General features: G+C 66.0%; 23 protein-coding genes and 1 pseudogene. 9 read left to right on the top strand and 15 right to left on the bottom strand.

All coding sequences use genetic code 11. From position 1 onward, the window contains the following. The first annotated feature begins 467 nt into the window (after window positions 1-467). The 3 genes from BCO18175_RS10365 to BCO18175_RS10355 all read left to right on the top strand — a co-directional run bounded on the left by BCO18175_RS10365 (window position 468) and on the right by BCO18175_RS10355 (window position 2,347). Window positions 468-863, top strand: a complete 396-nt coding sequence (locus BCO18175_RS10365) for a four-carbon acid sugar kinase family protein (protein ID WP_174980508.1) — start codon at window positions 468-470, stop codon at window positions 861-863. Between the two features lies 1 nt (window position 864). After that, window positions 865-1,194 carry an H-NS histone family protein gene (locus tag BCO18175_RS10360; protein WP_174980507.1) on the top strand — a complete coding sequence of 110 codons (330 nt, stop codon included), beginning with the start codon at window positions 865-867 and terminating at the stop codon, window positions 1,192-1,194. Window positions 1,195-1,447: 253 nt separating this feature from the next. After that, on the top strand, window positions 1,448-2,347 hold the full coding sequence (locus BCO18175_RS10355) for an amidohydrolase family protein (protein ID WP_174980506.1): 900 nt from the start codon (window positions 1,448-1,450) through the stop codon (window positions 2,345-2,347). 22 nt (window positions 2,348-2,369) lie between these two features. Here the strand turns inward: BCO18175_RS10355 and BCO18175_RS10350 are convergent, their stop codons facing one another. The 6 genes from BCO18175_RS10350 to BCO18175_RS10325 all read right to left on the bottom strand — a co-directional run bounded on the left by BCO18175_RS10350 (window position 2,370) and on the right by BCO18175_RS10325 (window position 9,346). Then, a complete protein-coding gene (locus tag BCO18175_RS10350) occupies window positions 2,370-3,236 on the bottom strand; it encodes a DUF2071 domain-containing protein (RefSeq protein WP_174980505.1) in 867 nt (288 codons plus the stop codon). A 47-nt stretch (window positions 3,237-3,283) separates the two neighbouring features. Beyond that, a complete protein-coding gene (locus BCO18175_RS10345) occupies window positions 3,284-4,891 on the bottom strand; it encodes an efflux transporter outer membrane subunit (RefSeq protein WP_174980504.1) in 1,608 nt (535 codons plus the stop codon). After that, the gene (locus BCO18175_RS10340; protein WP_174980503.1) at window positions 4,888-5,964 is read right to left on the bottom strand and encodes an HlyD family secretion protein; all 1,077 of its coding nucleotides are present in this window, start codon (window positions 5,962-5,964) and stop codon (window positions 4,888-4,890) included. Before BCO18175_RS10340 ends, BCO18175_RS10345 begins: the two co-directional genes overlap by 4 nt. A gap of 12 nt (window positions 5,965-5,976) precedes the next feature. After that, window positions 5,977-7,557 carry an MFS transporter gene (locus BCO18175_RS10335; protein ID WP_174980502.1) on the bottom strand — a complete coding sequence of 527 codons (1,581 nt, stop codon included), beginning with the start codon at window positions 7,555-7,557 and terminating at the stop codon, window positions 5,977-5,979. A 261-nt stretch (window positions 7,558-7,818) separates the two neighbouring features. Further along, a complete protein-coding gene (locus tag BCO18175_RS10330; protein WP_174980501.1) occupies window positions 7,819-8,121 on the bottom strand; it encodes an ArsR/SmtB family transcription factor in 303 nt (100 codons plus the stop codon). A 13-nt stretch (window positions 8,122-8,134) separates the two neighbouring features. Then, window positions 8,135-9,346, bottom strand: coding sequence for an MFS transporter (locus BCO18175_RS10325; RefSeq protein WP_254608023.1), 1,212 nt, complete (start codon window positions 9,344-9,346; stop codon window positions 8,135-8,137). A 140-nt stretch (window positions 9,347-9,486) separates the two neighbouring features. Here BCO18175_RS10325 and BCO18175_RS10320 point away from each other — a divergent pair, with 140 nt between their 5' ends. Beyond that, complete coding sequence (locus BCO18175_RS10320) at window positions 9,487-10,398, top strand: LysR family transcriptional regulator (protein ID WP_174980500.1); 912 nt, start codon at window positions 9,487-9,489, stop codon at window positions 10,396-10,398. A 172-nt stretch (window positions 10,399-10,570) separates the two neighbouring features. Here the strand turns inward: BCO18175_RS10320 and deoC are convergent, their stop codons facing one another. After that, on the bottom strand, window positions 10,571-11,251 hold the full coding sequence (gene deoC / locus BCO18175_RS10315; protein ID WP_174980499.1) for a deoxyribose-phosphate aldolase: 681 nt from the start codon (window positions 11,249-11,251) through the stop codon (window positions 10,571-10,573). Between the two features lie 146 nt (window positions 11,252-11,397). Between deoC and deoR the strand changes: the two genes are divergently transcribed. Continuing rightward, window positions 11,398-12,168, top strand: coding sequence for a DNA-binding transcriptional repressor DeoR (deoR, locus tag BCO18175_RS10310; RefSeq protein WP_174980498.1), 771 nt, complete (start codon window positions 11,398-11,400; stop codon window positions 12,166-12,168). Window positions 12,169-12,190: 22 nt separating this feature from the next. On the opposite strand, the gene BCO18175_RS10305 is transcribed toward deoR, so the two are convergent. The 4 genes from BCO18175_RS10305 to BCO18175_RS10290 all read right to left on the bottom strand — a co-directional run bounded on the left by BCO18175_RS10305 (window position 12,191) and on the right by BCO18175_RS10290 (window position 16,587). Then, a complete protein-coding gene (locus tag BCO18175_RS10305; RefSeq protein ID WP_174980497.1) occupies window positions 12,191-13,243 on the bottom strand; it encodes an aldose 1-epimerase family protein in 1,053 nt (350 codons plus the stop codon). A gap of 2 nt (window positions 13,244-13,245) precedes the next feature. Then, on the bottom strand, window positions 13,246-14,619 hold the full coding sequence (fucP, locus tag BCO18175_RS10300; RefSeq protein ID WP_174980496.1) for an L-fucose:H+ symporter permease: 1,374 nt from the start codon (window positions 14,617-14,619) through the stop codon (window positions 13,246-13,248). 41 nt (window positions 14,620-14,660) lie between these two features. After that, window positions 14,661-15,587, bottom strand: coding sequence for a ribokinase (rbsK, locus tag BCO18175_RS10295; RefSeq protein WP_174980495.1), 927 nt, complete (start codon window positions 15,585-15,587; stop codon window positions 14,661-14,663). Window positions 15,588-15,909: 322 nt separating this feature from the next. Further along, window positions 15,910-16,587, bottom strand: coding sequence for a hypothetical protein (locus tag BCO18175_RS10290; protein ID WP_174980494.1), 678 nt, complete (start codon window positions 16,585-16,587; stop codon window positions 15,910-15,912). A gap of 540 nt (window positions 16,588-17,127) precedes the next feature. On the opposite strand from BCO18175_RS10290, the gene BCO18175_RS10285 reads away from it, so the two are divergent. From BCO18175_RS10285 to BCO18175_RS10275, 3 genes are all read left to right on the top strand, one after another. After that, a complete protein-coding gene (locus BCO18175_RS10285) occupies window positions 17,128-17,589 on the top strand; it encodes a zinc-binding dehydrogenase (protein ID WP_368040715.1) in 462 nt (153 codons plus the stop codon). 85 nt (window positions 17,590-17,674) lie between these two features. Next, the gene (locus tag BCO18175_RS10280; protein WP_254608021.1) at window positions 17,675-18,439 is read left to right on the top strand and encodes an SDR family NAD(P)-dependent oxidoreductase; all 765 of its coding nucleotides are present in this window, start codon (window positions 17,675-17,677) and stop codon (window positions 18,437-18,439) included. A gap of 171 nt (window positions 18,440-18,610) precedes the next feature. Next, window positions 18,611-19,549: an alpha/beta hydrolase gene (locus BCO18175_RS10275; protein ID WP_174980492.1), complete on the top strand. Its 939-nt coding sequence runs from the start codon at window positions 18,611-18,613 to the stop codon at window positions 19,547-19,549. A gap of 272 nt (window positions 19,550-19,821) precedes the next feature. Here BCO18175_RS10275 and BCO18175_RS10270 read toward each other — a convergent pair whose 3' ends face one another. Both BCO18175_RS10270 and BCO18175_RS10265 read right to left on the bottom strand, forming a co-directional pair. Continuing rightward, window positions 19,822-21,048: an L-dopachrome tautomerase-related protein gene (locus tag BCO18175_RS10270; protein ID WP_174980491.1), complete on the bottom strand. Its 1,227-nt coding sequence runs from the start codon at window positions 21,046-21,048 to the stop codon at window positions 19,822-19,824. A gap of 71 nt (window positions 21,049-21,119) precedes the next feature. After that, window positions 21,120-22,127, bottom strand: a complete 1,008-nt coding sequence (locus BCO18175_RS10265; protein WP_174980490.1) for a zinc-binding alcohol dehydrogenase family protein — start codon at window positions 22,125-22,127, stop codon at window positions 21,120-21,122. A gap of 140 nt (window positions 22,128-22,267) precedes the next feature. Between BCO18175_RS10265 and BCO18175_RS10260 the strand changes: the two genes are divergently transcribed. Then, the gene (locus BCO18175_RS10260; protein WP_174980489.1) at window positions 22,268-23,200 is read left to right on the top strand and encodes a LysR family transcriptional regulator; all 933 of its coding nucleotides are present in this window, start codon (window positions 22,268-22,270) and stop codon (window positions 23,198-23,200) included. A gap of 66 nt (window positions 23,201-23,266) precedes the next feature. On the opposite strand, the pseudogene BCO18175_RS10255 reads toward BCO18175_RS10260, so the two are convergent. Next, window positions 23,267-23,431: pseudogene (locus tag BCO18175_RS10255) on the bottom strand (LysR family transcriptional regulator); the annotation flags it as partial. Between the two features lie 66 nt (window positions 23,432-23,497). Further along, window positions 23,498-25,774, bottom strand: coding sequence for an FdhF/YdeP family oxidoreductase (locus tag BCO18175_RS10250; protein ID WP_174980487.1), 2,277 nt, complete (start codon window positions 25,772-25,774; stop codon window positions 23,498-23,500). Window positions 25,775-25,799: the final 25 nt, after the last annotated feature.

Raw genomic sequence — 25,799 nt, 5'->3', positions numbered from 1 at the left:
CATTGCGTGGCGTATCACCGGTCAAGGGGAGTGGTAGTCGGGCGAGCGCGTCGTGGCTCGACGAACGGCAGAGTCGCGGCGCAGGTCGCTGCGTATCGGCCGATTGACGATGCCGGATCGTAGTCGGTGTTTATTAAATTTGAGTGAAGTCGTCGATCGGGTTCGGTCGTGCGATACGCTTTATATTTATATTGAGTGGTCTGTTGAATTCGAGTTTCCGAATGAATGATGGCAACGCGACACGATCCATGGAATGGCTCGTCTGCCTTGCCCTATAAGGCCGATGTGGTCGGCTACGCTCCGCGGGCATGTCGCCTTTGGGTAATGGAAATGGCTCGGAGAAAGGCCGGCTAATCGTGATTAGACGTACTGAAACCATTATCGAACCAACTTTCTCCGACTTTGGTTCTTGGAAAAACATCACCGATCGCAAACACTGAGTGTTTGAATGTATTGCGACTGGAATCATGCGCATCCGCATCATCACTGACGACCTCACGAGTGCGCTGGACGGGGCGGTTTGTTTCGCTGGTGCGGGCCGGACGACGGCGGTTCTCGCCCGAGCCGACGACCTCGGAACGGACGACGCGGTCGCGCGCTTCGACACCGACACGCGCGCGCATCCCGCGGGTGGCAAGGCGGCATCGGTCGTGAAGGCCGCGCTCGCCTGGCGTGACGCGGACATCCAGGTGTTGCAGTTCGACTCGGTGCCGCACGGGCACGTCGCACGCGATTGCCTCACCGCGCATGCCGTGTCCGGGCGGCGGAAGTCGCTGATCGCGCCGGCATTTCCGGCGGCTGGCCGCACGATGGTCGACGGTATCGTCGGGATCCACGGCATGCGTGGTCGGGCGGACACATGAAATGAAGACGTATCAGGAACTGCTCGAGGATTTCGATCGATTGAAACGGGAGATCGACATCGCGCGAGAATACGAAGCGGCTCGCCTGGCTGAACGCATCGCCGCGCTGCTGGCAGAAAGCGGTGTCGACATGCGCAGGTTGCTCGACGCGCTGCAGGTGGAACCGCGCATGCCGGAGCCGGCCGGGCGAACGCGCATGCCGGTCAAGCCCAAATACTGGGATCCGGTGACGGGTGCGACGTGGGCAGGTAGAGGCAAGACGCCACGCTGGCTGGTCGGCAAGGATTGGGCCGAGTATCGTATCCCGGACGACGCGTCGAACCGGGATTGACTCGGCGGAGGTACGCCGGGCCCGGGCCTGAAACGGCGCGGCCGGGATTCGGAGGGGCGGGCCTTGCCGCGTGGTCAGGCAATGTCGTGCCGCGTATTGCGTGACACGAACCGGCAACGCCCGAAATTTACGCAGGAAACGTAAGTCGGCCGGTGCGTGGAGATCGACCGTAAAAGGTGGGGCGGGTCGTACAACGCAGAACCCGCACAGCATCAAGTTCAACCCGCGGATCCAGAACCAAGGAAGCATGCAGATGAGCGCTGTCATCCCTCTTGCAACCGCGCCGGCATGCGCACCGGCCAGCGAGCAGGTCGCGGCCCCTGTCTTCGATGTGCCGTTCGGTGCGGTCGATACGCATGCCCATGTCATATCCGACGGCGCCTGCCCGATGGTGGCAGCGCGCAGCTATACGCCGCCGCCGGCTCCGGAGGCAAAATACCTGGCCATGCTCGACGCCCTCGGGATGACGTACGGCGTGCTGGTGCAGATCAGCGTATACGGTACGGACAATCGAACCATGCTGGAGGTGCTGCGACGCCATCCTCGCCGTCTGCGAGGCGTTGCGGTTGTCGATTCGACCATCACCGACCGCGAACTGGAAGCACTGCACGAGGCCGGGGTGCGCGGGCTGCGCATCAACGTGTTGTTCGGTGGTGGCATCGGCTTCGCCGAAATGGAGAAGCTGGCTCATCGCATCAAGTATCTCGGCTGGCACATGCAGTTCCTGATGGATGCACGCCATCTGCCGGAACTGATGCCGCGCTTGGTCACGCTGCCGGTCACTGGCGTGATCGACCATATCGGGCATATGCCGGTCGCGCTCGGCATCGACGATCCGGGCTATGTGGCACTTCGACGACTTGTGGTCGAGCATGGCTACTGGGTCAAGCTCTCGGGCGCCTATCGCATTAGCGACCAGTTCCAGACGTTCGAAGACGTTGCACCCGTCGCCCGGGCACTGATCGAGGATGCGCCGGATCGCATGCTGTGGGGAAGCGACTGGCCGCATGTTTCGCTGCAGCGCGTACCCGACACGGGCAGGCTTTTGAATCTGCTTCATGCTTGGGCGCCTGATGCGGAAACCCGTCGACGCATCCTGGTGACCAATCCCGCTCGACTCTACGGCTTTCCACTCTCCATCAAGTACTTCTGATTGCGCGCCGCGATCGCCGGCGCTACAGCACCCGCTCCGACAACACCCGGAACGCGACATCCGGCACGACGAAGCACAGCGGTTCGCCGGTCGCGCCGATGCGCGCGAGGAACTCGCCGCCGCCGACCGGCTCGACCGGTTTCAGCGGCCGGACCGCGTCGATATCGATCGGCAGGTCGATCGACGCATGCGCGAGGCGGTCGCAGTCGGCGACATGCGCGACGGCCGCGTGCTGTAGCGACAGGTAAGCGATGGCATCGTGCCAGCCTCCGAAGAACGGCGCGAACGCCGCGGGCAGCCTGTAGTCGTCCGACACGGCCGCCGCGCAGTGGAAATCCGGCGCGCTCCCTTTACCACCGGCCAGCACCGTTCGATACCGTCCTTCCTGCACCGCATGCGTGAAGCGCTCGGCGAGATGCGACGGCAACGCGTCGCTGAAGAGCCGGCTGCCGAGCGCGTAGAGCGGATGATCGAACACGTTCTTCACGAACAGCACCGTGCGATCGGCCGGCACGCCGCCCGGCAGCGCCTCGACGTAAAGCCGCCAGTTGCTTTGCAGCGGTGACGGGAACACGCGTCGCAGCGGGCCCGCGAGACGCGGGCCGAAATGACGGTGCGCATAGGTGAGGATCGTGAACGGCGTGCGGCCGTCGCGGCTCGCGAGCGTGACGCCGCGCGGCACCAGATGCGCGACGGCGGCGACATCGACGAGCCACGTGCAGTACACGACGTTCTCGACGTCGCTCGCGAGCTGCAGGAACGGCAGCCGTGACAGCAGCGCGCGGCGTGCGCGCAGCAGCGGGCGGCTCGCGACGAGCCGGTTGGCGAGGCGGCCGACGGGGCCGGCGGACGGATAGACGAACGCGTTGTCATGGAGCATGAGCGGCATTGTGCCGGTGTCGCGGAGCGGACGGAAGAGGCGATGCCGCGCGTTGATCAGTCGACTTCCCCTTTTCGGCTTCCCGTCTGCGCGATCGTGCCGTGGGCCGGCAACAGCGTCGTATCCGTGCGCCCGGTGTTCGCGGCGGGCCCGAAGCGCGTCTCCCAGCCGCCGCCGAGCGCCTTGCACAGCGTGACGAGATGCATCGCCGCGTCGGCCTCGCTGGTCTCCTGCTGGCCTTGCGCGTCGAACAATTGCCGCTGGGCGTTGAGTACGTCGAGATAGTCGGCCGCACCGGACCGGTATTGTTGCTGCGCAATCGTGAGCGCCCGCTGGTTCAGCGTCACGATCGCGACGAGTCGATCGTGGCGCTGCTGTTCGGCGTGATAGACCACCAGCGCATCGTCCACCTCGCGCCACGCTTCGAGCACGGTGCGCTGATAGACAATCGCGGCTTCCTGCTGCTGTGCCCGGCGCAGGTTCAGCATGCCGGTCAGGCGCCCGCCCTCGAAGATCGGCAGCGAGATCGACGGCCCGACCACGAACTGGCCCGACGCCCAGCTGGCGAGACTCGAGAGCTGGAGGCTCTGGAAGCCGGCACTGCCGTTCAGCGTGATGCGCGGATAGAAGTCGGCCTGCGCCACGCCGATGGCGGCGGTCGCCGCATGCAGCTGCGCCTCGGCCTGACGAATGTCGGGCCGGCGTTGCGCAAGTTCGGACGGAAAGCCGATCGGCACGCTTGCCGGGAGCCCGGGCACCGCATGCGGTGCGTCGAGGATCGGACCCAGCGCGCCGGGCGGTTGCGCGAGCAGCACGCCGATTGCATTGGCGCGCGTTTCGCGGCGCGATTCCAGCATCGGCAGCCGGCTTTCGATCGAAGCCACCTGCGCGGCCGCATTGGCCACGTCGAGGTCGGTCGTCACGCCGTCCTTGCGGCGAATGCGCACGAGTTTCTCCAGGTCGAGCGCGATGGCGAGGTTTTGCCGGGCGATCCGCAACTGGGCCTGTGCGTCGCGCAGTTCGAGGTAGTCGCGTGCGAGTTCCGCGCGGGCCGACAGCAAGACCGCATTGCGTGCTTCGTACGAGGCCCGGGTCAGCGCATCGGCCGCCTCGACGCCGCGCCGCACGCGTCCCCAGAGGTCGAGTTCCCACGACGCATCGAAGCCGGCCTGGTAGAGGTTGTAGGCGGGCGAGCCCGACGAGCCGGGCATGGCGGCCACGCCGAGGGGCGTATCGCCTGAGGCCGACTGCGTGGGTGCCGCGCTCGGCGTGACGCCGAGCAGCGACAGGATGCCGTTCTCGCTGCCGCGCTCGCGGTCGTACGACCCGGCCGCGGCGAGTGTCGGCAGCTCGGCCGCGCCGGCGACGCGCCGTTCGGCCCGACTCTGCCGCAGCCGCGCCGAGGCGGCCGCCACGTCGAGATTGGCATCGGCCAGGCGCTGTTCGAGCGTATCCAGCACGGGGTCGTCGAACAGGGTCCACCAGTCGGCCTTGAAGGCGGCCTCGACGGGCTGGCTGGCGGCCTGCAGGGTTTGCGTGCGTGCGAACACGGGCGGCACCGTGCTGGCCGGCGCCTCGAAGTTGGGACCCACGGTGCAGGCCGTCAGCGCGGCGCTGGCGATGAGCGCAAGCGTCGCCGCGCGCAGGAAACGAATGGGATTCATCGCTGCGCCTCCTGGTCGTTCCCGGTCTTGCGATGCGCGCCGGTGTCGACGCTCGCTTCGACGGACAGCCCCACGCTCAGCGCGGCGGCCTGCTCGCGCGGCCCGTCGATGGCGATCTTGACCGGCACGCGCTGCACGATCTTGGTGAAATTGCCGGTGGCGTTGTCCGGGGCGATCGGCGCGAAGCTCACGCCGGTGGCCGGCGCGAGGCTCGCGACGTGGCCCGCGATGCTGACGCCCGGCAGGCTGTCGACGTGGATGCGCACGCGGTCGCCCGGATGCATCGCGCCGATCTGGTTCTCCTGGAAATTCGCGATCACGTACGCATCGGCGAGCGGCACGATCGCGAGCAGCGGTGCGCCGGGCGTGACGAAGGCGCCGACCCGCGCGGTGCGGCGGCCCACCTTGCCGTCGACGGGCGCACGCACTTCCGTGTAGGACAGGTTCAGCTTCGCCTGTTCGAGCGCGGCTTCGGCGCGGGCCAGTGCGCCGCTTGCCTGGTCGCGCCGGGCGTGCAGCACCGCGAGGTTCTGGCTGATCGATGCCAGCGCGGCTGCATCGCCGGCGCGCTTCGCCAGCTGCCCGGCCAGCGTGCTGGCCGCGCGTTGCTGCTCCTGCGCGGTGCCGGCGCCGTTGTCGGCCAGGTCGCGGTAGCGGGCGTCGTTGGCCTGCGAGAACTGCACGGCGGCGTCGTCGGCGCGCAGGGCGGCGCGCGCCTGGTCGACGAGCGCCGGCTGGCGCGCGATTTCGGCCTCGTCGTTGGCCACCGCTGCGCGGGCGGCATCCACGTCGGCCTGCGCGCTCGTCAGCGCGGCACGGAAGTCGCGGTCGTCGATGCGCAGCAGCAGCTGGCCGGCGCGCACGGGCTGGTTGTCGTCGACCAGGACCTCGACGAGCGGCCCGGCGACGCGTGGTGCGACCAGCGTGAAGTCGGCAGCGACGGTCGCGTCGTCAGTCGTTTCGGTATGCGAATCGATGAAGCGGTGCGTGCCGGCGCAGGCCGCGACGCCGACGGCGATCACGAGCGCGGCGGCGGCAAGCGCCTTGTGCTTGGGGGAGGTGGCGGATGACATGGCGATCGTCTCTCAGTGCGAGGAAGGAGGTTGCGGAGCCCACGGCGGTGCGATCCGTACCGGCAGCAGCGGCACGAGCAGCAGCAGGGCGACGGCGACACCGGCGGCCAGCCGGTACAGGTCGGCGGAGGCCAGCACCAGCGCCTGCTCGTGCAGCCGGTGCGCGAGCGGGGCGAGGCCGGTTGCGTTGTCGAGCACGGTGCCGGCGCTCAACTGCGCCCGGTTGCCGAGCTGGTCCACCAGTCGGTTCGAATGCAGGTGTTCGCGGGCCGTGCCCAGCGTCTCGAGCAGGCCGGTGGCCAGCGCTGCCGAAAAGGTTTTCAGGGAATTGAACATGGCCGACGCGAACGGCCCCTCGGCGGGCGGCAGGCCGGTGGTGACGCCCATCAGGATCGGCAGGATCAGCATCGGTTGCGCGACGATCTGGATTGACTGGAGCCAGTAGAAGTCGTCGCGGATCCACTCGGCCGTGATCCGGCTGCCCGCGACGCAGGTGAGCGCCATCAGCAGGCAGCCGGTGGCCAGCACCCAGCGCGAATCGACGCATCGCAGATTCAGGAGCGCAGCCGTCAGCGGCAGGCTCAGCAGCAGCGGCATGGCCACCAGCAGCGACAGCGGCGCGGTCTGCAGCGGCCGGTAGCCGTGCACGCCGGCGAGATGGTGACCCGGTATCGCGGCCACCGCGGTCAGCAGCATCACCGCGCCGGCCAGCGTGAGCAGCCCGTGCGTGAAGTTGCGGCGCGCCAGCAGTCGCAGCCGGAAGAACGGCAGTGGATGAAACCATTCGTTGACGAGGAAGGCGGCGAGCAGGATCAGGCCGCCGGCCACCAGTGCACGAATGGCCGCCGACTCGAACCAGTCGAGGCGGTCGCCCTGCAGCAATGCAACGACGAGCATCGCCACGGCCGGGAAACCGGTCAGGAATCCGGACCAGTTGAAGGCGCGCAGCCGTTCGGGCTTCGTCGTATCGGCGGGCAGGCCGTAGCCGATCGCCGCGCAGCAGGCAATGCCGAGCGGCACGATCTGCCAGAACGCCAGGCGCCAGTCGGCGAACTCGGTCCACAGCGCGGCGAGCGGCGTGCCGAGCGCGGGCCCGAAGGTTGCCGTCATCGCATAGCCGGCGAGCCCGTACAGCTTCGCCTTCGGCGGCAGGTAGCGCAGCGCCGCGATGATCAGCATCGGCGGCAGGCAGCCGCCCGCGATGCCCTGCAGCACGCGCAGCCCGGTCAGCGCGGCGAAGCCCGGCGCGAACGGGCACAGCACGCCGAGCATCAGCGTCGCCAGCACCGCGCCGATCGTGAAGCGCTTCAGCGTGAAGGTGACGCCGAACCACGGCGCGAACACCATGGTCGCGACGTTGGCTGCCTCGAACAGCGCGGTCAGCCAGCTGCCGTCGTCATGGCCGATCGAGAAGGCGCCGAGGATGTCGGCCATCGCGGCGGCGGTGACCTGTTCGTTGAGGATGGCCAGCAAGGACGCGAGCAGCATGCCGGCGAGGCCGGTCGCAAGGCGCGGCGTCAGGATGGGCGGCGCGGCGGCGCTGGCCTGTGGCGCAGGCGCTGAGGCGATGGCCGGCAAGGAAGCGGTGTTCATGGTGTCGAGTGTTTCGAATGGGTTCGGATTGCGCGGGGTCTGGCGGACGGCGATCACGAAATCGCCACCGTGAAAGCACGATACATCCTTCAGGATTTGCCGATAATTGGTCTGATTCGGGAATCATCCTCTCGGAAATCGGGAGGGGACTCGCGTAAAAAAACGCCGACGGATTCCCGTACGGCGTGTGTGTCTCGCGATGGAAAAAGGGCAGCGGGATAGATGCCGGTGCGTGACGAAACGGCGGCCCGGTGCCGCGGGTCAGAGTTCGCTGACGATGCTGGCGATAAACGCGGCGATGACCGTTTCGTCGCGGGCGACGAAGCGCCACTGGCCGATCGTCGTCGCCACGATCAGGCCGGCCTCGCGCAGTACGGCGATGTGCGCCGACACGGTCGATTGCGACAAGCCGCTGCGTACCACGATCGACGAAAGCGCCACACCGTGTTGCGAGCGAAGGCGTGCGGCATCCGGCAACAACGTATCGGGCGACTTCAGCCAGCGCAGCACGTCCTGCCGGAACGGATGCGCGAGCGCCTTGTGAACGAGGGTGACGTCGATCATGACGCGCGCCGGATCAGCGCCGCCCCACGCAGCGATGCACGAGCGCCGCGGCCAGCCCGGCCGCGATGCCGAATGCGACCACGCCATGCCAGCCGAAGCGGGCCATCAGCGCGCCGCTGACGGTCGCACCGAGCGCACCGCCGACGAAGGTCGCGGTCATGTAAAGGCTGTTGATGCGGCCCTGTGCCTTCGGATCGGCGGCGAACGCGCGCGTCTGGTTCGCGACCAGGCCGGCCTGCACGCCGATGTCGAGCACCACCACGCCGATCACGAGCAACGCGAGCGAGCTGCCGGCGCCGGCGAGGATCAGGTAGGAGACCGTCACGATCGCAATGCCCAGGCCGATCACGCGCCGCGTGCCGATCCGGTCGGACGCCCGGCCGCCGATCGTGGCGGCCAGCGCGCCTGCCGCGCCAATGAGGCCGAAGCCGCCGGCCCACGCGCTGCCGAGGTGCCAGGGCCCGTCGGCGAGCAGCGCCGCGAGATTGACCCAGAACGCATTGAACGCGGCCCACAGCAACGCCTGCACGACCATCGATTCGCGGATCGGACGATGCGCGCGCGCCAGCGTCCACAGCGACGCGAGCAGCCGGCCATACGACAGTGTGGTGCTCGGCACGCCGCGCGGCAGCAGCCACGCGGCGGCGATTCCCACCGGCACCATTGCGGCAGCTTCGACGGCATACACCGCGCGCCACCCGGCGTGCGCGGCGATCAGGCCGCTGACCGCGCGGCCGAGCAGGATGCCGACCATGATGCCGGTGACCACCGTGCCGACGTTGCGTCCACGTTCATTGGGCGCGGACATCACGGCCGCGAACGGCACCAGTTGCTGCGGCACGCAGCTGACCACACCGAGCGAGAACGCGGCGCCGATCAGCGCCCAGACCCCCGGCGCGAGCGCCGAAGCCACCGCAAATGCGAAGGCCAGCACGATCTGGCCCAGCACCAGCTTGCGCCGGTCGTAGCGGTCGCCGAGCGGCAACAGCAGCGCCAGCCCGGTCGCGAAGCCGAGGAGCGCCGCGCCGGCCACCAGGTCGGCCGTCGCCGGGGCGACCTGCAGATCGTGCGCGATCAGCGGCAGGATCGGCTGCGTGCAGTAGATGTTGGTCACGACCGCGCCGGCGATGGCGGCCATCGCGACGATCTTGCCGCGCGACGCGGCGGCAGGCGGCGCGACAGCCGCGGCGGGCGGCATGCCGGTGGCGAGGGGCAATTCGTTCATGGCGGATTCCTTTCATGGCGATCGGTCATTGCGGGCAGCGGATGCTGTCGGCGAGAGGCATGAAAGGAGCGTACTGCCTTGCACGTGGAAAGATAATCCACCAGAATCTGGAATCATCTTTCCGAAATTCGAGAGGCACTATGAATCGTCTCGAGTCGATGTCCATGCTGGTGGCGGTCATCGATGCCGGCAGCATGTCGGCTGCCGCGCGCCAGCTCGGCATTCCGCTGGCGACCGTGAGCCGCAAGATCGCGGACCTCGAGGCCTACCTGAACACGCGGCTGCTGCATCGCACGACGCGGCAACTGTCGCTGACCGAGGCGGGCGAATCGTATGTCGCCGGGTGCAGGCGCATCCTCGACGACATCGCGGAAACCGAGCGCGCCGCCACCGGCGAATATGCGGCGCCGCGCGGCGAGCTGATCGTCACCGCGCCGATCGTGTTCGGGCGTCTGCATATCGTGCCGGTGCTGGCCGCGTTCCTTGCCCACTATCCCGAGATCGACGTGCGGCTGGTGCTGACGGACCGTGTCGCCCACCTGATGGAAGAACAGATCGACGTCGCGCTGCGGATCGGCGAGTTGCCCGACAGCAGCTTCATGGCCACCCGTGTCGGCAGTGTGCGCCGCGTGGTCTGTGCGAGTCCTGCGTACCTCGCCGCGCATGGCACACCCGCCGAACCGGCCGACCTCGCGCGGCATCAATGCATCACGTTCGAGGTGCTGGCGTCGCGGCGCGCGTGGGTGTTCGACGGCGAGAAGGGGGAACTGACGGTGCCCGTGCACTCGCGCTTCGCGGTGAATACGGCCGAGGCGGCCATCGATGCGGCCGTGCTCGGCGTCGGGCTGATCCGCGTGCTGTCGTACCAGGTTGCGCAGGCGCTGCGCGATCGCGCGCTGGACGTGGTGCTCGACGCGTTCGAATCGCAGCCGCTGCCGGTCAGCCTGGTGCACAAGGGGCAGGCGCCGATGCCGCTGAAGCTGCGCGCGTTTCTCGATTTCGTGGCGCCGCGGTTGCGCGAACGGATCGCGGGGCTGGGGGCGGGCGGCTGATCGACAAGCAAAGGTGGTGGGTGGCGGTCCGTCGCGCGTCGACCGCCGCGCCAAACAGACGAAGAACGCTTTCATCGGACGGGTGACGAAGGCGCACGCGAACGGTGCGCGAGAGCGCCAAACGTACCACTGCGGCCGCGTCCGCAAATCCGTCGGCGGCCTGCAGCGTCGGTCAATACCCCGACCCACTCGCTCCGTGATCGGAAACGATCGCCACCCCCGAGCTCGTGCCGAGTCGTGTCGCGCCGGCCTCGATCATCGCCAGCGCGGCCGCGCGGTCGCGCACGCCGCCCGATGCCTTCACACCGAGCACGGGGCCGACCGTGCGGCGCATCAGCGCGACATCCGCGAGCGTCGCGCCGCCGTGGCCGAACCCGGTCGACGTCTTCACGAACGCGACGCCGAGATCGCGGCACATCTCGCACACGCGCACCTTCTCGTCGTCGGTCAGCAGCCCCGTTTCGAGGATCACCTTGAGCGGCACCGCGCCGCATGCGCGGTGCACGGCGTCGATGTCGGCCTTCACGTCGTCGGCGCGGCCGCTCTTCAGCGCGCCGATGTTGATCACCATGTCGATCTCGCCGGCGCCCGCCGCGATCGCGGCGGTGGCTTCAAATGCCTTGGCGGCCGACAGCCCGGCACCGAGCGGAAAACCGACCACGGCACAGACGAGCACGCCGGTAGCGGCCAGCTCGCGCGCGGCGAGCGGCACGTTCGCCGAATTCACGCAGACCGAGTAAAAGCGATGCTCGGCCGCCTGGCGGCAGAGTTCGCGGATCTGCGCGTCGCTCGCGTCGGGCGCGAGCAGCGTGTGATCGATGGCTTGAGCGAGTTGGGCGTTGGAAAGCGGCATGTTTCAGGACTCCACGGAGCGTGTGCCGGAAGGGCACACGTAAAGTTGATGTTTTCACATCGGTTTGTTACAAATACGACATTCCGGCCGGGCCTGTGCGCCCGGCACCACAAGCGACGGATACGACGGGCACGCAGGATACTGGCATGGAAACGAAGAAGGGCGAACGGATCAAGACACTGATGAACGTACTGCAAGGGCAGAACGCGATTCATCTGAGGGAAGTCGCCGAGCTGTTCGGTGTATCCGAAATGACGATCCGCCGCGATCTCGCGGACAACCCGCACGGCTTGAGCCTGATCGGCGGCTACGTGACGCGCCACTTCGCCGCGCAGCGCAGCGACATCGGCGAGTACGTGGTCAGCGCCGAGAACAACCGGCAGACCGAGGAGAAGCGCCGCATCGGCAAGCTGGCCGCGCAGTTCGTGACGACCGGCGACACGATCTTCGTCGACTGCGGCTCGACCACGCCGTTCGTCGTCGACTTCATTCCGGACGACCTCGAATTCACCGCCGTCTGCAATTCGCTGAACGTGTTCGCGAAGCTGCAGCAGAAGCCGCATTGCAGCGTGATCCTGTGCGGTGGCGCGTACCACCGCAAGAACATGGTGTTCGAGTCGGTGGCTGAGACGGGCATCCTCGACACGGTGCGCGTGTCGAAGGCGTTCATCTCGGCGGCCGGCGTGAGCGACCGCTGCGGCGTCACCTGCTTCAACTTCCACGAAGTCGACGCGAAGAAGAAGGTGATGGAACGCGCGCAGAACCGCTTCCTGCTCGTCGATCACACGAAGTTCGACGAAGTGCGCGCGGCCTATTTCGCCGAGCTGACCGACTTCAACTACGTGATCTCGGACGGGCAACTGAGCCGCCGCTACGAAACGGCGATCCGCGAACACGGGATCGCGCTCGTGACCTGATGGCGCGCGGCCGCGCATCGCTTCACGCATCGCGTGCTTCCGCCGCGCTCAGGTAGCCGGTGACGACTTCGAAGCGGCGCGTCGCGCCCGGCGCGAGTGCCGCCACATGACCCTTGCGGCGTTCGGCTTCATAACCCTCCGGCTCGCAGGTCGACGGCAGCGCGAATGCGGCGACCTGCTGGTCGGCGTTGTGCAGGATCCAGCGCGTCGCATGCGGGAATTGCTCGGGCCGGTATGCGGTGTGGAATGCGCCGCCGTCCGGATGCGCGAGCAGGAAATGTGCGACGCCCTCCGCATCCGTTTCCGCATCGTTCATGAAGAACACGATCTCCGGGTCGTACAGCGCGGGCGCATCGAGCGTGTGAAGCCGTTCCGGTTCGCGCGCGAGCGTAGCCGTGTAGTCGCGCCACGCGGCAGTCGGCTTCACGTGTGCGGGCACGCTGTCGCGCAGCCGTAACCCGTCTTTAGACAACGCTTGCACGAAGCGACCGCCCGGCACGTACGCGTAGTTCAGGTGCGCCATGTACATCAGGTCCATCGGCGTGCCGCCGAGATTCGTCACGTCCATCGCGATCGTCATCTGCGCGTCGTGCTCGGCGAGCCGTACCGACGGGCGCGCCACGTAGTGGCTGCCGAAACCCTGCACGTATTCGTATTCGCCTGTCACCTCGACGAACGCGCCGCGCGCATCCGCGCCGACGACGAGGCTCGCGCGATCCATCGGCGCGCATGGCATCTCGCCGTGCAGCGCATGCGTGTCGTCCGGCCCCGGGCAGCCGTTGCGCAGCAGCCCGCTGTGGAACATGAAGCAGCCGTAGGTATCGATGATCGACGCCGCCCGCTTGGGTTGCCGGAACATGTGCTTCATCGTCAGGTCGCGACCGTCGAACGCGGCGGCCCAGATCATCTGGCCGAGATACGGCAGCACGACGAGGTGGCCGCGGCGGTTCTCGAGCTTCAGCGCCTCGACGCCGGACGGATACGCGAACGCGGTGACGGTGAGGCCGTCGGTGCGGTACAGCGTGCGCGACGTGTCGCGGAAGTCGTCGCGCCGCAGTTCGATTTCGCCTCGCATGCTTACGCTCCCGACGTGTTGCGCGTGGCGGCGTAGCGCGCCGGCGCGTTGCCGTCGGCGGCCGTGTCGGGCGTCGCGGCCGGCAGGTGGCGCAGGCAGTAGAAGCCGTAGTAGACGATCACGACGAAGCATGCGAGCGGTACGACGAACGCGAGCTGCATGTTGCCGCCCGTGTGATCGGAGATCAGCCCCTGGATCAGCGGCACGACCGCGCCGCCGACGATGCTCATCACGAGGATCGAGCCGCCGTACTCGGTGTCCTTGCCGAGCCCGTCGATCGTGAGGCCGTAGATCGTCGGCCAGCACGGGCCGAGGAACACGCTCACGCCCACGGCCGCATAGACGGCCGTGATGTTGTGCACGCTGATCGTGTAAGCGAGCAGCGCGATGCACAGGATGCCGTAGACGATCAGCACCTTGGCCGGGCCGACGCGCTTCATCACGAGCGTCGCGACCAGCTTGCCGACGAAGAACGCGAAGAACGTGGCGAGCAGGTAGTGCGACGCATCGCGTTCGGTAAGGCCGCCAATCTGCATCGCAAGCCGGATCGTGAAACTCCACACGCCGACCTGCGCGCCGACATACAGGAACTGCGCGACGACGCCCGCGACGAAGCGCCGGTTGCCGAACAGGCGCGCGAGCGTGCCGCGCGCGTCGATCCGGTGCGTGGCCACGCCGGGGCCGTTGCCCTTGCAGGCCGGGTAGGGCGTGAGCGCGAACACGATGAACACGGCGACGAGCACCACGATCAGCCATTTGTACGGCTCGAGCGTGGCCTGGATCATCGCGAGCTGGTGCACGTGCGCTTCGGCTGCCGACATCGCGGCGAGCTGCGCATGCGACGCATCGCCTTCCTTGAAGATCAGGAAACTGCCCATGTACACACCGGCCATCGCGCCGAACGGATAGAACGTCTGCGAGATGTTCAGCCGCCGCGTGCTGGTTTCGCGCGGGCCCATCAGCGTCGAATACGAGTTCGATGCCGTTTCGAGGAACGACAGGCCCGCCGCGATCACGAACAGCGCGACGAGGAACATCCCGTACTTCGCCATCGAAGCCGCCGGGAAAAACAGCAGGCAGCCGGTCGTGTAGAGCAGCAGGCCGACGAGGATGGTCGTCTTGTAGCTGAACTTCTTCACGACGGTCGCGGCTGGAATCGCGAGGAAGAAGTAGCCGAGGTAGAACGCGGACTGCACGAACGCCGATTCGAAATCGGACAGGAAGAACGACTTCTTGAACTGCGCGATCAGCACGTCGTTCAGGTTCGCGGCGGTGCCCCATAGCGCGAACAGGCAGCACAGCAGCGTGAACGCGAAGAGCGGCGTGCGGTTCAGGTAATAGCCGTCGGAGGTGTGTTCGATTCTGGCTCGGCCCATGGGTGTCTCCTTCCCAATTGTCTCGTCGATGAAGGCGCCGTTCAGCAGCCGGCGTCGTGGAGGAAGCGTTCGAACGTCGCGGTGTCGGCGTACGACTTCTGCGTGCCGAGGCCCGTGACCGAATGTGCGGCGTACGCGGACGCGTACCGCATTGCGTCGAGCGCGTCGCGCGACGCGGCGTAGCAGCGCGCGAAGCAGCCGATATACGCATCGCCGGCGCCCGTCGTGTCGCGCGCGTCGACCGGTACGCCCGGCACGTGCCGCACGCCGTCGCGCGATACCAGCAGCGAACCGTTGCTACCGAGCGTGACGAGCACGTGCTTGAGCCCGCGCGCGACCAGCGCTTCGGCGGCGCGCGCCGCGGTGTCGCGCGAATCGACCGGCATGCCCGACACGATCGCGAGCTCGGTTTCGTTCGGCACGAAGAATTCGACGGTGCGGATCCGCTCGAAATCGAGATCGGCCACCGCGGGCGCGGGGTTCAGCAGCACGGGAATGCCGTGCCGCGCGCCGAATGCGATCGCGTGATAGACGGTGTCGAGCTCGATCTCGAGCTGCAGCACGATCAGTGCGCATTCGGCGAGCTGCGGCGCGGCCGCGTCGATGTCGGCCGGGGTCAGGTGGCGGTTCGCGCCCTTGACGATCAGGATGCTGTTGCTCGAATCGGGTTCGACGAAGATCGGCGCGACGCCACTCGGCACGCCGGCGACCTTGCGCACGTGCGTGGTGTCGATGCCTTCGAGCTCGAAGTTGCGGATCGTGTTGTCGGCGAACACGTCGTCGCCGACCTTCGTGACCATCACGACGCGCGCGCCGAGGCGGGCGGCCGCGACGGCCTGGTTCGCCCCCTTGCCGCCGCAGCCGAGCTCGAAGTTCGGCGCTTCGAGCGTTTCGCCCCGGGCGGGCATGCGTGTGACATAGGTCACGAGGTCGACCATGTTGCTGCCGATGACGGCGATTGTCTCCATCTGCGTCTCTTCCTTGGTATGGGTGCGCCGTGCGCGTGGTTGGCGGCGGCGTGCAAGATACGATAATAAAATCACATTGAATGTGAAAATGCAATCATATGATGTTCGGAGGGTTACTTCCGGGGGCGCGCATGCGGTGGCTCCTCGGGGAAATCGAGGTTCCTGCTGGTTTTATTGTCTGATGTCGTATGAGATGGGCGAGGAAAAAAAACGGCGCTGAGGGGGCTGCTGCAGAGAGTCGTGCCGCGCGGGCGCGTCGGGGCGCCGCGCGCGACGGGCCGGTTCTATCGATCCGAAGGGGCGATGCGGGCGCGCCTGGCGCCTACGCGTACGCGTCGATCAGCGCATCGAGATTGCGCAGCGCACGCGCCGTGAGCGGTGCGAATTCCGCCGATTGAAACAGCGGGGCCTGCGCACGCAGATGTTCGAGCGCCTGCCTGCGGCCCGTGCGGAATGCTGCAGACGGCGCATCGGGATCCTGCGCCCACTCGCGTGCGATTGCGCGGTCGTATTCGTGCAGCTGGTCGGGTGCGGCCGCGAGGATCGCGAGATCGGCGTCGAGAAAAATCCGCCCGGCGCGCTGCAGGTCCGGATCGGATGCGAACGTATCGGGCAGCCGGTGCGACTTCGTCGCAAGCACGAGATCGTGTGCAACGGACACGTGCGCTGCGTGCGCATGCAACCAGGATTCGTCGCAGTGTGCGTTCGTGACCTGCACGAGCCATTGCGCGCTGCGTGCTTCGTTGTCCGCATAATCCGGCGGCGTCGTCGCGTACACGAAGTCGTGCGCCCATACCGCGAGCTCGATCGCAGGCCACAGCGGTTCCTCGCGATACGGCGCGAGATGCGCGAACAGCTCGGCCAGGTGCGCGAGCGTGTGGTAGAAGCGTTGCGGCTCGCCATACGCGTGCTCGACGAGCGGCCAGACGGCGGCCGTGCCGAAGCACGCGTCGCAGGACGCGCGCAGCGTGCGGGCGAGGTCGGGGGCGAGGTCGTTCATGTCGGCGATCGGCTCGGGCTGGCGATGCGCGCAGCATAGCAAACGCGACGGCGCGTGCGTTGCTGCACCGTATCGGGCGGCGGTTGCGGTCCGGCAGGCAGCCGCCGTCTCTCTCGACTGAAACGAGCGACCGGGCGCGGGCGAATGGCTGAGAGCGTCCGCCTGAATGCTTGCGGCCATCGTAGCGAAGCGCGCGGCATGTACCGTTGCTTTTTCGGCGGGTGAAACCCCATAGCCCGTTTGATAACGGGCTGTACAACACCCTCCCGTAACGAGGCTTCAAGCGCTGCGGTTACAGCTACGACACAGCCCGCGACTCGCATCGCCTCCTGAAGGCGTTCCGCGGGCAGCGCGCGAAAGTCCTGCCAACGTCACGACTGTGCTTGGCCATTCACCGAGAGCAGCCAGGTGATTTCAGCGACATCTCCAGAACCACGTCGCACGCCGCGCAGAGCATCGTCTTGGCACTTTAAATCCTCTCGAATTTGAGAGATTGGTTGTCAGTTTTGTCGATTCCGTACTCAGATCTGAACGGGCATAGTGACGACACGCGCGGCGGCTCACACGAAGCAGCTTCACATTGTTGGCGCTGACAACGTGATCTTCGATGGCGGAAACGTCTCCGACGAAGTCCTTCACCTTCAGCCGAAGGGGATCGACGCGGCGCTCGAGGTGATCGGCACGTCGACGTTGCGCGACACCACACGGACGTTGAAACCCTTCGGCGCAGTCACCGTGATCGGGATGCTGGGCGGCCCGCCGGTGCTTGAACGATTCAATTTGATGGCGGATCTGCCGCCGGCTGTTCGGCTTGCCTCTTTCCCGGCGCAGTTGCCCGGCTCGGCGGCGCTTCCGCTGGAAGATTCGCCGCTGCGCTCGATCGTCAACGACATTGCCGCCGACCAACTGCCGTCGCATCGGCAACACCTGTTCGCGTTCGATGAAGCGCGCGAGTGGATCGAGAGCAATCGTGCACATGGAAAGCTGGTGGTGCGGGTCTGAATTTTTTTGAATGGGGTGTCGCCGCTCACCCGTTCCGAATCGCAACTTGAGCAGCGCGTGCTGCATGAATGCAGGAGATTCCAGATTGGCTAATGAACAATTCGACTATTCCGGCAAGACCGTCCTGATCACGGGAGCGGCATCGGGTATCGGCCGGGCCACGGCGCTGGCGTTTGCCGAGCGCGGTGCTCGGCTGGTGATCGGCGATGTGGGGCAGGGTGCCAACGAAACCGTCGAGCAAATCCGCGCATCGGGTGGCGAAGCGATCTTCGTGCAGACGGACGTCAGCAACGCCGAGGCGGTGCGTGCGCTGGTGGCCACGGCGGTGGAGACTTACGGGAAGATCGACGCCGCATTCAACAATGCGGGGATCTTGCCGCGGACCGCGCCTTTCGCCGACATGACGGAAGAAGATTTTGACCGGGTGATCGCCGTCGATCTCAAGGGCGTGTTCCTGTGCGTCAAGCACGAGATCGAGGCCATGCTCAAAACCGGCGGCGGCGCGATCGTGAACACGGCTTCGGTCGCGGGGGTGATCGCGGATCCCGGGATGGCGCCTTATGCGGCAGCGAAACACGGGGTGATCGGCCTGACGAAGGCTGCGGCCCTCGACTACGCAACCAAGGGAATTCGTGTGAATGCATTGGCGCCGGGTCTGATCCGTACGCCGATGACGGACCGCTGGTTGAGCGATCCGGCCATGACGCAGACCCTGATGGCGAGCAGCCCGATGGGGCGTGCAGCGGAGCCCGAGGAAATGGCCGGCGTGGTGCTGTTCCTGTGTTCTTCCGCGGCGTCGTTCGTCACGGGTGCGGTTTGGCTTGCCGATGGTGGTATGACGGCACATTGAGGCGCGGCATACGCGCGATTGCGCGAGAGAACGGAATCCCGGATATACAGGATTACGAATTTTCGAGGCGTGCGGTTGCAAATGCAACTTTTTCTTGTCCAGTTCCGGCAAGCGCATCAGTCGGACGTGAACGCGATGGCCGGGCCTCCCATCTGACTACAGGATCGATATATGAGCAATTCAAGTCATCTCATTGCAAAGGATCAGGCAAGCGCAGTCACTGAATCGCCCACTGTTTTGAAGTTGGAGACAAAGGACGATATTGAAGCGACGCGAGCCGCCGTGCGCATGTTCAGCTCGAAAGTGGACGACACTTTTTTCGGGAAGAGAGTCCAGGTAAACGAAGATGTGAGCGTCCTCGTGTACGGTCCTTCGCAAAGGGCAGAAAACAAACTGCTGCCTGCGATTTTCTATATCCACGGCGGTGGGTATGTATCAGGTTCCGCTGACCTGTACGACAACGAGCACCACGAGGCGGCCACGAAGTTGAACTGCGTTGTCGTTGCAGTCGACTACAGGTTGGCTCCCGAACATCCGTATCCGACACCACTGAACGACTGCGCTTCCGCCATAACGTGGGTCTACGACAACGCGGAACAGCTTGGCATCGACCGGGAGAGAATCACGGTGATGGGGGAAAGCGCAGGGGGCGGTCTCACTGCTTCGCTGTGCCACTATCTGAGGGACAAGACAAAGATCACCCCCAGGAACCAGGTCATGCTGTTCCCGATGCTGGACTACAAGACGTCTGCCAATCCCGCCGAGGTCAAAAACAAATACGCCGGCGAGTATGTGTGGACCCACGATGTGAACGACTTCGGATGGAAATATCTTCTTGGCGACAACAAGGTGGAGGATATTGAAATTCAATATTACTCGCCGTCGTATGCGCCGAGTTTCGAGAATTTGCCCCGCACGTACATCGTGGTCGGCAGCCTCGATCTGCTGCTTGATGAAAGTCTGGAGTACGCCAAGAAGCTGAGCTGTGCAGGCGTACCGATTTCGATGGAAGTGGTGGCCGGGGCCGTTCACGGGTTCAACTTCATTCCCAGCGAAACGGCAAGAAAGTTCAATGCGCGACTCAGTGAGTATCTGATGTCTGTTTTGTAATGAATGCCGGATAGCGGGTGAGCCGGTCCGTGGCGCCTCTCATTGACAACACGTCTGCCAATGGTTGGGGCGCATCAAATGATTGCCTTGACCGCGAGTGCCGTGTTGGCGCGGATTCGATGGGGTGCTCGCAGCGAACCGGGCCCCGACGCAACAAGGATGTTCCGCGATGCGTCACGCCGGGCGATTTCGCCCGGCAATTCGATTGTCAAACTCGTTGACGTACATGCATCCGGCTCAGGATCACATGTGTCTCGTTCGCCCCCGGAAGGTCAATGTGTCGGAGCGGGGGCGGCGCCAATATGCGTACGAAAGAGCCTGTACGGCTTTTGGCGCAGGTCCTTGCCGCCATGGAATCCGGCCTGCCGCGGCAATTGATTGGCCGTGAAGTACAGGTAGCCGTCCGGGCCGATGGCCAGCGTGTCGGGCCAGAGAATTCGGGAGTCGTGCACGATGGTCGTCCACGCTCCATCGGGCGAGCGCTTGCGGATCGCATTGTGCTCGTAGTCGCCCGCGTACACGGTGCCATTCGCGTCTGCCGCGAGCCCGTCGGATGCGCCTTTCTCGCCGAGATCCTGGACGGCCGCCGACAGCTGGGTGTCGCTGACGGAGGCATCACGCAGCATTGCCGTCGATACCGCGTAGAGACGGCGACTGGAGAGCGGGCAGTAATACAGCGTCTTCCCATCCGGTGACAGGGCAATGCCGTCCGACGCCACCGAGAAAGGCCGGGTGTTGCCGTCGGCATCGCGGGTCATCAGGTGTTCGCCATCGAAGACAGGTACGAAATGCGGATCGGCCGATGTCGATACGTCACCCGTGAGGCGTCGCATTGCGCTGCCCGTGTCAAGGTCGACGATGATGATGCCGCCAGTACCCGTGAGCGACGAGTCCGTCACATAGGCGACCCCCGCCTTGCCGACGCGGAAATCGAAGCGCACGTCGTTGACATAGGTTTGCGCGCGCATGACGTTGCCGGGAAAGACGATGGTCTTCACGATCCGATTTTGCTTCAGATCAATGGCGACGAGCTTTGCGCCGCCCGCGACCGGGCTGGAAAAATTCGGCGCAGCCGTATCGAGCACCCAGAGGCGGCCGCGACCGTCCGCCACCACGCTCTGGACGCTCAGGAAGTGATCGGCCGGTTTCCGGTTGTCCGCGCGATTGACCTCGGCATCCGGATACGGGGCGACCTTGCCGTGCCGCAGTTCGCCGACGGTGAACGGCACGTCGTCCCCCCAGCGCGGAAAGTTGACGAAGATGCGGCCGGATTCGGAAACCGTGACGCCGGTCGGCATCGCATCGTTGAACGTGGCAACAGTATCCAGGGTACCCGGGGCTGACCGGGTGTCGGAAGGTGTCGGCGCGACGGTTGCCGCAGGCGTCGCGGCGACGCTCGAGGCGTAAGGCGCAACGCTCCACAATGCGAGCGCACTGGCAAGCGCGAGTGATTTCAGGCGGTAGCGGATTGGCGTGGAATGCTGGCGCGAGTGGCGCATGGTTATTTTCCTGTCGTTGAGGGAGTCCGGCTGCCGGTGAGGCATCGAATGCCGACGCGGTGTTGCCGTGCTCAAAACCCCTCGAGCACGATCTTGCCGCGTGCGCGGCCGCTTTCGATGAGGGCGTGCGCGCGGCGGAGGTTTTCCGCATTGACGACCCCGAAGTGCTCGCCCATCGTCGTACGAAGCGTGCCGTCGTCGATCAGGGTGGCGACGCGGTCGAGGATGTCGTGCTGGCGGATCATGTCCGGCGTCTCGAAGAGCGAGCGGGTGAACATCAGCTCCCAGTGCAGCGAGATGGCCTTGCGCTTGAGCGGCACCGCATCCAGCGTCGCCGGATCGTCGATGACACCGAGCCGCCCCTGAGGGGCGAGCGCTTCGACGATCTGCGCATAGTGGTTATCCGTCTGCGTGAGACTGGCAACATAACGTACGTGGGGTACGCCGATTTCCCGCAGCCCTTCGACCAGAGGCCGAGAATGATCGATGACGTCGTGGGCACCCAGTTCCCGGACCCAGGCCTGCGTTTCCGGGCGCGAGGCCGTGCCGATGACGCGCAACCGGGTGAGGCGCCGCGCGAGTTGCGTCAGGATCGACCCGACGCCGCCGGACGCACCGACGATCAGGATGGCATCGCCTTCGCCGCCTCCCTCGGCCACGCCGAGACGGTCGAACAGCAACTCCCATGCGGTGAGCGATGTCAGCGGAAGGGCGGCGGCATGAGCATCGCTCAGGCTGGCGGGCTTGCGCGCGGCAATGCGTTCGTCCACCAGCCCGTACTCCGCATAGGCGCCGGCTCGCGCGATCGACCCTGCGTAGTAAACGTCGTCGCCCGGCTGATACAGCGAAACGTCGCGACCCACGGCCTCGACCGTGCCGACCGCATCCCAGCCCAGCACACGCGGCGCGTCGGTCGGCGATCCCTTCCGGACCTTGGTGTCGACAGGGTTCACGGCGATCGCCCGGATCCTGACGAGCAGGTCCCTTGGCCCCGGCTCGGGCAGGGGCAACTCCGCTTCGTGGAGTGCGTTGGGGTGGGTGGCCGGGAGGCCGTGCTGCGTATAGACGATGGCTTTCATGCGGTGTGTTCCAGTCAATGTGGAGAGCGGTCGGGAACCGGCGGCTATCGCCGCCGTCGACGTGTGGATCGTATTTTCCGTACTGCAACACGGATGAAAAACCAGGAAAATCGGGTAGAACTTTCACTGCTGGAATGAAAATGATCCGGATTGACGACCTTGGACTCTTCGTGCGTACGGCGGTGCTGGGCAGCTTCTCCAACGCCGCCCGTGAGGCCGACCTGCTTCCGGGGCAGGTCAGTGCGGCGATTCAGCGGCTGGAACGGGAGCTGGACATTCGCCTGTTTGCCCGGTCGACGCGCAGCCTGAAGCTCACGTCGGAGGGCGAGCAATACCTGCCCTATGCGCAGGAAGTGCTGTCGGCGCTCAGGGAGGGGCGGGAGCGCCTGCATGGGGAGCGCCACGAACTGCAGGGCGTGCTGAAGATCTCCGCGCCGTCGGATCTTGGGCGAAACGTGCTGCTGTCATGGCTGACGGCGTTTCGCGACGCGCATCCGAAGCTGGTGCTGAAGCTGTCGCTGTCGGATTACGTGGCGGACGTGTTCCGCGATCCGGTGGACGTCGCGATTCGCTATGGCGTGGCGGAAACCGCCAGCTATGTGGCGTTGCCGCTCGCGGAGAGCAACCGGCGTGTGCTGGTCGCATCGCCGGCCTATCTGGCGCGCCATGGTCGCCCGACCTCGCTCGACGAGCTTGCGTTGCACAAGTGCCTGCTCTTCGCGCTCGGCGGCCGCGTGTACGACCGATGGGTATTTCCCGTCGACGGCGTGCGCCGGCTGGTGACGGTCAACGGAGAACTGCTTTGCGACGACGCAGACGTTGCGCGTCGCTGGGCGGTGGAGGGGCTCGGTGTTGCCTACAAGTCATGGCTCGACGTCTGCGATGACGTCACGAGCGGGCGGCTGGAGGTGCTGATTCCGGATCAGCCCGGCGAGCCTGCGCCGCTGAACCTCGTATGCCCGCACCGCCGGCAATTCTCGCCGACGGTGCGTTATCTGCACGCGGCGCTTCGAGAACCCATCTCGAACATGGCCGCTGAAATGAAAAATCACACCGTGCTTCAAGGAAGATAAGGGCGCACGGGGCATCCGGACGGCACGGATCGTGCGTGGCCTTTCCACGGGAGCGGTGTTGTCACGTCAAGGCTCGGAGAGCGTCCATGATGCCTGCGCGAAGTGCTTGGCGAGAGCGTCGAGCAGCAGCGTGACGCGCGCCGGACGCAGCGTGCCGGGTGGCGTGATGAGGTTGATGTTGATGTCGGAGGCCGTCCAGTCCTGCATCACGACCTCCGGTGCGCCGCGCTGCGGAGGTTTGGCGAGACGCGGCCGAACGCGCTGCGTTCCGCCTTGGCGGGCGCGCTCGCCACCGGTTCAGAGCGCTTGTGACCGGACCACGCGAACCGGGACCGACTTGTACGATGGCGTGCCGCTTTCCTTGTCGATGTAGTCGAGCGGGACGAGCACGTTCGCTTCCGGGTAATACGCGCCGACGGATCCCGCGGCGATGTCGTAGGCGATCGCCGTGATCTTCTCGAGCCGCATCGGCCGGCCGCCAGGTGCGACGGTCTCGATGTCGACCAGATCACCGTGTTCGAGCCCGCATGCGGCCAGATCGCCCTCGTTCATGAACAATACGTCGCGCCGGCCGAACACGCCGCGATAGCGGTCGTCGAGCCCGTAGATCGTGGTGTTGTACTGGTCGTGGCTGCGCAGCGTCACGAGGCGCAGGATGTCGTCGCCATGAACGGGGGCATCTTCCGCGACGCCGCCGAACACCGAGAACATCGCCTTGCCGGTCGCCGTCGGCCATTGGCGTTCGGTCGGCGGCAGCGGCAGCCGGAATCCGCCTGGAGCCCTGATCCGTTCGTTGAAGTTCTCGAAACCCGGTATGGTCCGTTCGATCAAGGCGCGGATTTCGTCGTAGTCGGCGATCAGGTCCAGCCAGGCGACCTTGCTGTCACGCAGCGTGGCGTGCGCAATGCCGGCGACGATGGCGGGCTCGGAGCGCAAATGCCCGGACGCCGGCGTGAGTTTGCCCGACGACGCATGGACCATCGACATCGAATCCTCGACCGTCACCGATTGCGGGCCGCCTGCCTGCACGTCGAGCTCGGTGCGCCCGAGGCAGGGCAGCACGAAAGTCTCTTTCGCGACCAGCAGATGCGAGCGATTGAGCTTGGTGCCGAGGTGGACGCTCAGGTCGAGCTGCCCCATCGCCGGAAAGCATTGGCCGGAGTCGGGCAGCGCGACCGCGAAGTTGCCGCCGAGGCAGATCAGCGCCTTGGCCGTGCCATCGATCATCGCCTGCATGCCCTTGACGGCGTCATGGCCGTGCGCACGCGGCGGCGTGAAGCCGAATACGTCCTCGATCTTCCTCAGGAATTCGGCCGACGGCTTTTCGGTGATGCCCACCGTCCGGTTGCCCTGCACGTTCGAGTGACCGCGCAGCGGGCAGATGCCTGCGCCGGGTTTGCCGATATTGCCGCGCAACAGCAGCAGGTCGGCAATCAGGCGTACGTTCGCCGTGCCCGTGTTGTGCTGGGTGATGCCCATCCCGTAGGTGACGATCGTCGCGTTCGCCTTTGCATAGGCGTTCGCCACCTGTTCGAGTGCGGCGCGCGCGAGCCCGCTTTCGCGCTCGATCGCGTCCCAGCCGGTCGCGACGAGATCGGCGGCGAACGTGTCGAAGCCTTCGGTGTGCTCGGCGATGAACGTATGGTCCAGCACGTTGCCTTGTGCGGCGTCCAGGGCCAGCAGCGCCTTCATGATGCCCTTGAGCGCGGCCGCGTCGCCGCCGGCCTTGACCTGGAAGTAGGTCGACGCAATGCGCGTCGACCCATAGGTGGCCATCTCGACGGGATTCTGAGGGTCGGCGAAGCGTTCGAGCGCACGCTCGCGCAGCGGGTTGAACACGATGATCGGCACGTTGCGGCGCGCGGCTTCGTGCAACGTACCCATCATGCGCGGATGGTTGGTTCCCGGGTTGTGGCCGATCGAGATGATCAGGTCGCACACGTCGAAATCTTCCAGCGATACCGTTCCCTTGCCGATGCCGATCGACTGCGGCAAGCCGACACTCGTCGGCTCGTGACACATGTTCGAGCAGTCGGGGAAGTTGTTCGTCCCGTATTCGCGTGCGAATAGCTGGAACAGATACGCGGCCTCGTTCGACGCGCGGCCGGACGTATAGAACTCGACCTGCTCGGGCGGCAGCGCGCGTAGCACTTCGCCGATGCGTGCGAACGCGTCGTCCCATTCGATCGTGCGGAACGTGTCGCTCGCGCGGTCGTAGACGAGCGGATGCGTGAGCCGGCCCATGTTCTCCAGTTCGTAGTCCGACATGCGCAGCAGCGACGACACGGTGTTCACCGCGAAGAACCCGGGCGTCACGCGCTTGGTCGTCGCTTCCCACGTGACGGCTTTCGCGCCGTTCTCGCAGAACTGGAACGTCGACTTGTGTTCCTTGTCGGGCCATGCGCAGCCGGGGCAGTCGAAGCCATCGGGCTGATTGGTCCTGAGCAGCGTGATCGGCGCCTTGAGCGATTCCATCTGCGTGCGGACCGCCTCCGCCGTTGCCCGGAGGGCGCCCCAGCCGCCGGCCGGGCCGTCGTATGCGCGGATACCGGGTACGTCGCGTCGTGCAGTCATGTGAACTCCGTTGCTGTCCAGGCCA

Source organism: Burkholderia lata (genome assembly GCF_902499335.1).
GTDB classification, from domain to species: domain Bacteria; phylum Pseudomonadota; class Gammaproteobacteria; order Burkholderiales; family Burkholderiaceae; genus Burkholderia; species Burkholderia lata_B.
The sequence above is the reverse complement of the archived record's forward strand: the minus strand, read 5'-3'. Positions and strand labels throughout refer to the sequence as shown.

Coding starts and splice junctions, on each gene's coding strand:
- BCO18175_RS10365 (WP_174980508.1), top strand. CDS start 468: ATGCGCATCCGCATCATCACTGACGACCTCACGAGTGCGCTGGACGGG.
- BCO18175_RS10360 (WP_174980507.1), top strand. CDS start 865: ATGAAGACGTATCAGGAACTGCTCGAGGATTTCGATCGATTGAAACGG.
- BCO18175_RS10355 (WP_174980506.1), top strand. CDS start 1,448: ATGAGCGCTGTCATCCCTCTTGCAACCGCGCCGGCATGCGCACCGGCC.
- BCO18175_RS10350 (WP_174980505.1), bottom strand. CDS start 3,236: ATGCCGCTCATGCTCCATGACAACGCGTTCGTCTATCCGTCCGCCGGC.
- BCO18175_RS10345 (WP_174980504.1), bottom strand. CDS start 4,891: ATGAATCCCATTCGTTTCCTGCGCGCGGCGACGCTTGCGCTCATCGCC.
- BCO18175_RS10340 (WP_174980503.1), bottom strand. CDS start 5,964: ATGTCATCCGCCACCTCCCCCAAGCACAAGGCGCTTGCCGCCGCCGCG.
- BCO18175_RS10335 (WP_174980502.1), bottom strand. CDS start 7,557: ATGAACACCGCTTCCTTGCCGGCCATCGCCTCAGCGCCTGCGCCACAG.
- BCO18175_RS10330 (WP_174980501.1), bottom strand. CDS start 8,121: ATGATCGACGTCACCCTCGTTCACAAGGCGCTCGCGCATCCGTTCCGG.
- BCO18175_RS10325 (WP_254608023.1), bottom strand. CDS start 9,346: ATGAACGAATTGCCCCTCGCCACCGGCATGCCGCCCGCCGCGGCTGTC.
- BCO18175_RS10320 (WP_174980500.1), top strand. CDS start 9,487: ATGAATCGTCTCGAGTCGATGTCCATGCTGGTGGCGGTCATCGATGCC.
- deoC (WP_174980499.1), bottom strand. CDS start 11,251: ATGCCGCTTTCCAACGCCCAACTCGCTCAAGCCATCGATCACACGCTG.
- deoR (WP_174980498.1), top strand. CDS start 11,398: ATGGAAACGAAGAAGGGCGAACGGATCAAGACACTGATGAACGTACTG.
- BCO18175_RS10305 (WP_174980497.1), bottom strand. CDS start 13,243: ATGCGAGGCGAAATCGAACTGCGGCGCGACGACTTCCGCGACACGTCG.
- fucP (WP_174980496.1), bottom strand. CDS start 14,619: ATGGGCCGAGCCAGAATCGAACACACCTCCGACGGCTATTACCTGAAC.
- rbsK (WP_174980495.1), bottom strand. CDS start 15,587: ATGGAGACAATCGCCGTCATCGGCAGCAACATGGTCGACCTCGTGACC.
- BCO18175_RS10290 (WP_174980494.1), bottom strand. CDS start 16,587: ATGAACGACCTCGCCCCCGACCTCGCCCGCACGCTGCGCGCGTCCTGC.
- BCO18175_RS10275 (WP_174980492.1), top strand. CDS start 18,611: ATGAGCAATTCAAGTCATCTCATTGCAAAGGATCAGGCAAGCGCAGTC.
- BCO18175_RS10270 (WP_174980491.1), bottom strand. CDS start 21,048: ATGCGCCACTCGCGCCAGCATTCCACGCCAATCCGCTACCGCCTGAAA.
- BCO18175_RS10265 (WP_174980490.1), bottom strand. CDS start 22,127: ATGAAAGCCATCGTCTATACGCAGCACGGCCTCCCGGCCACCCACCCC.
- BCO18175_RS10260 (WP_174980489.1), top strand. CDS start 22,268: ATGATCCGGATTGACGACCTTGGACTCTTCGTGCGTACGGCGGTGCTG.
- BCO18175_RS10250 (WP_174980487.1), bottom strand. CDS start 25,774: ATGACTGCACGACGCGACGTACCCGGTATCCGCGCATACGACGGCCCG.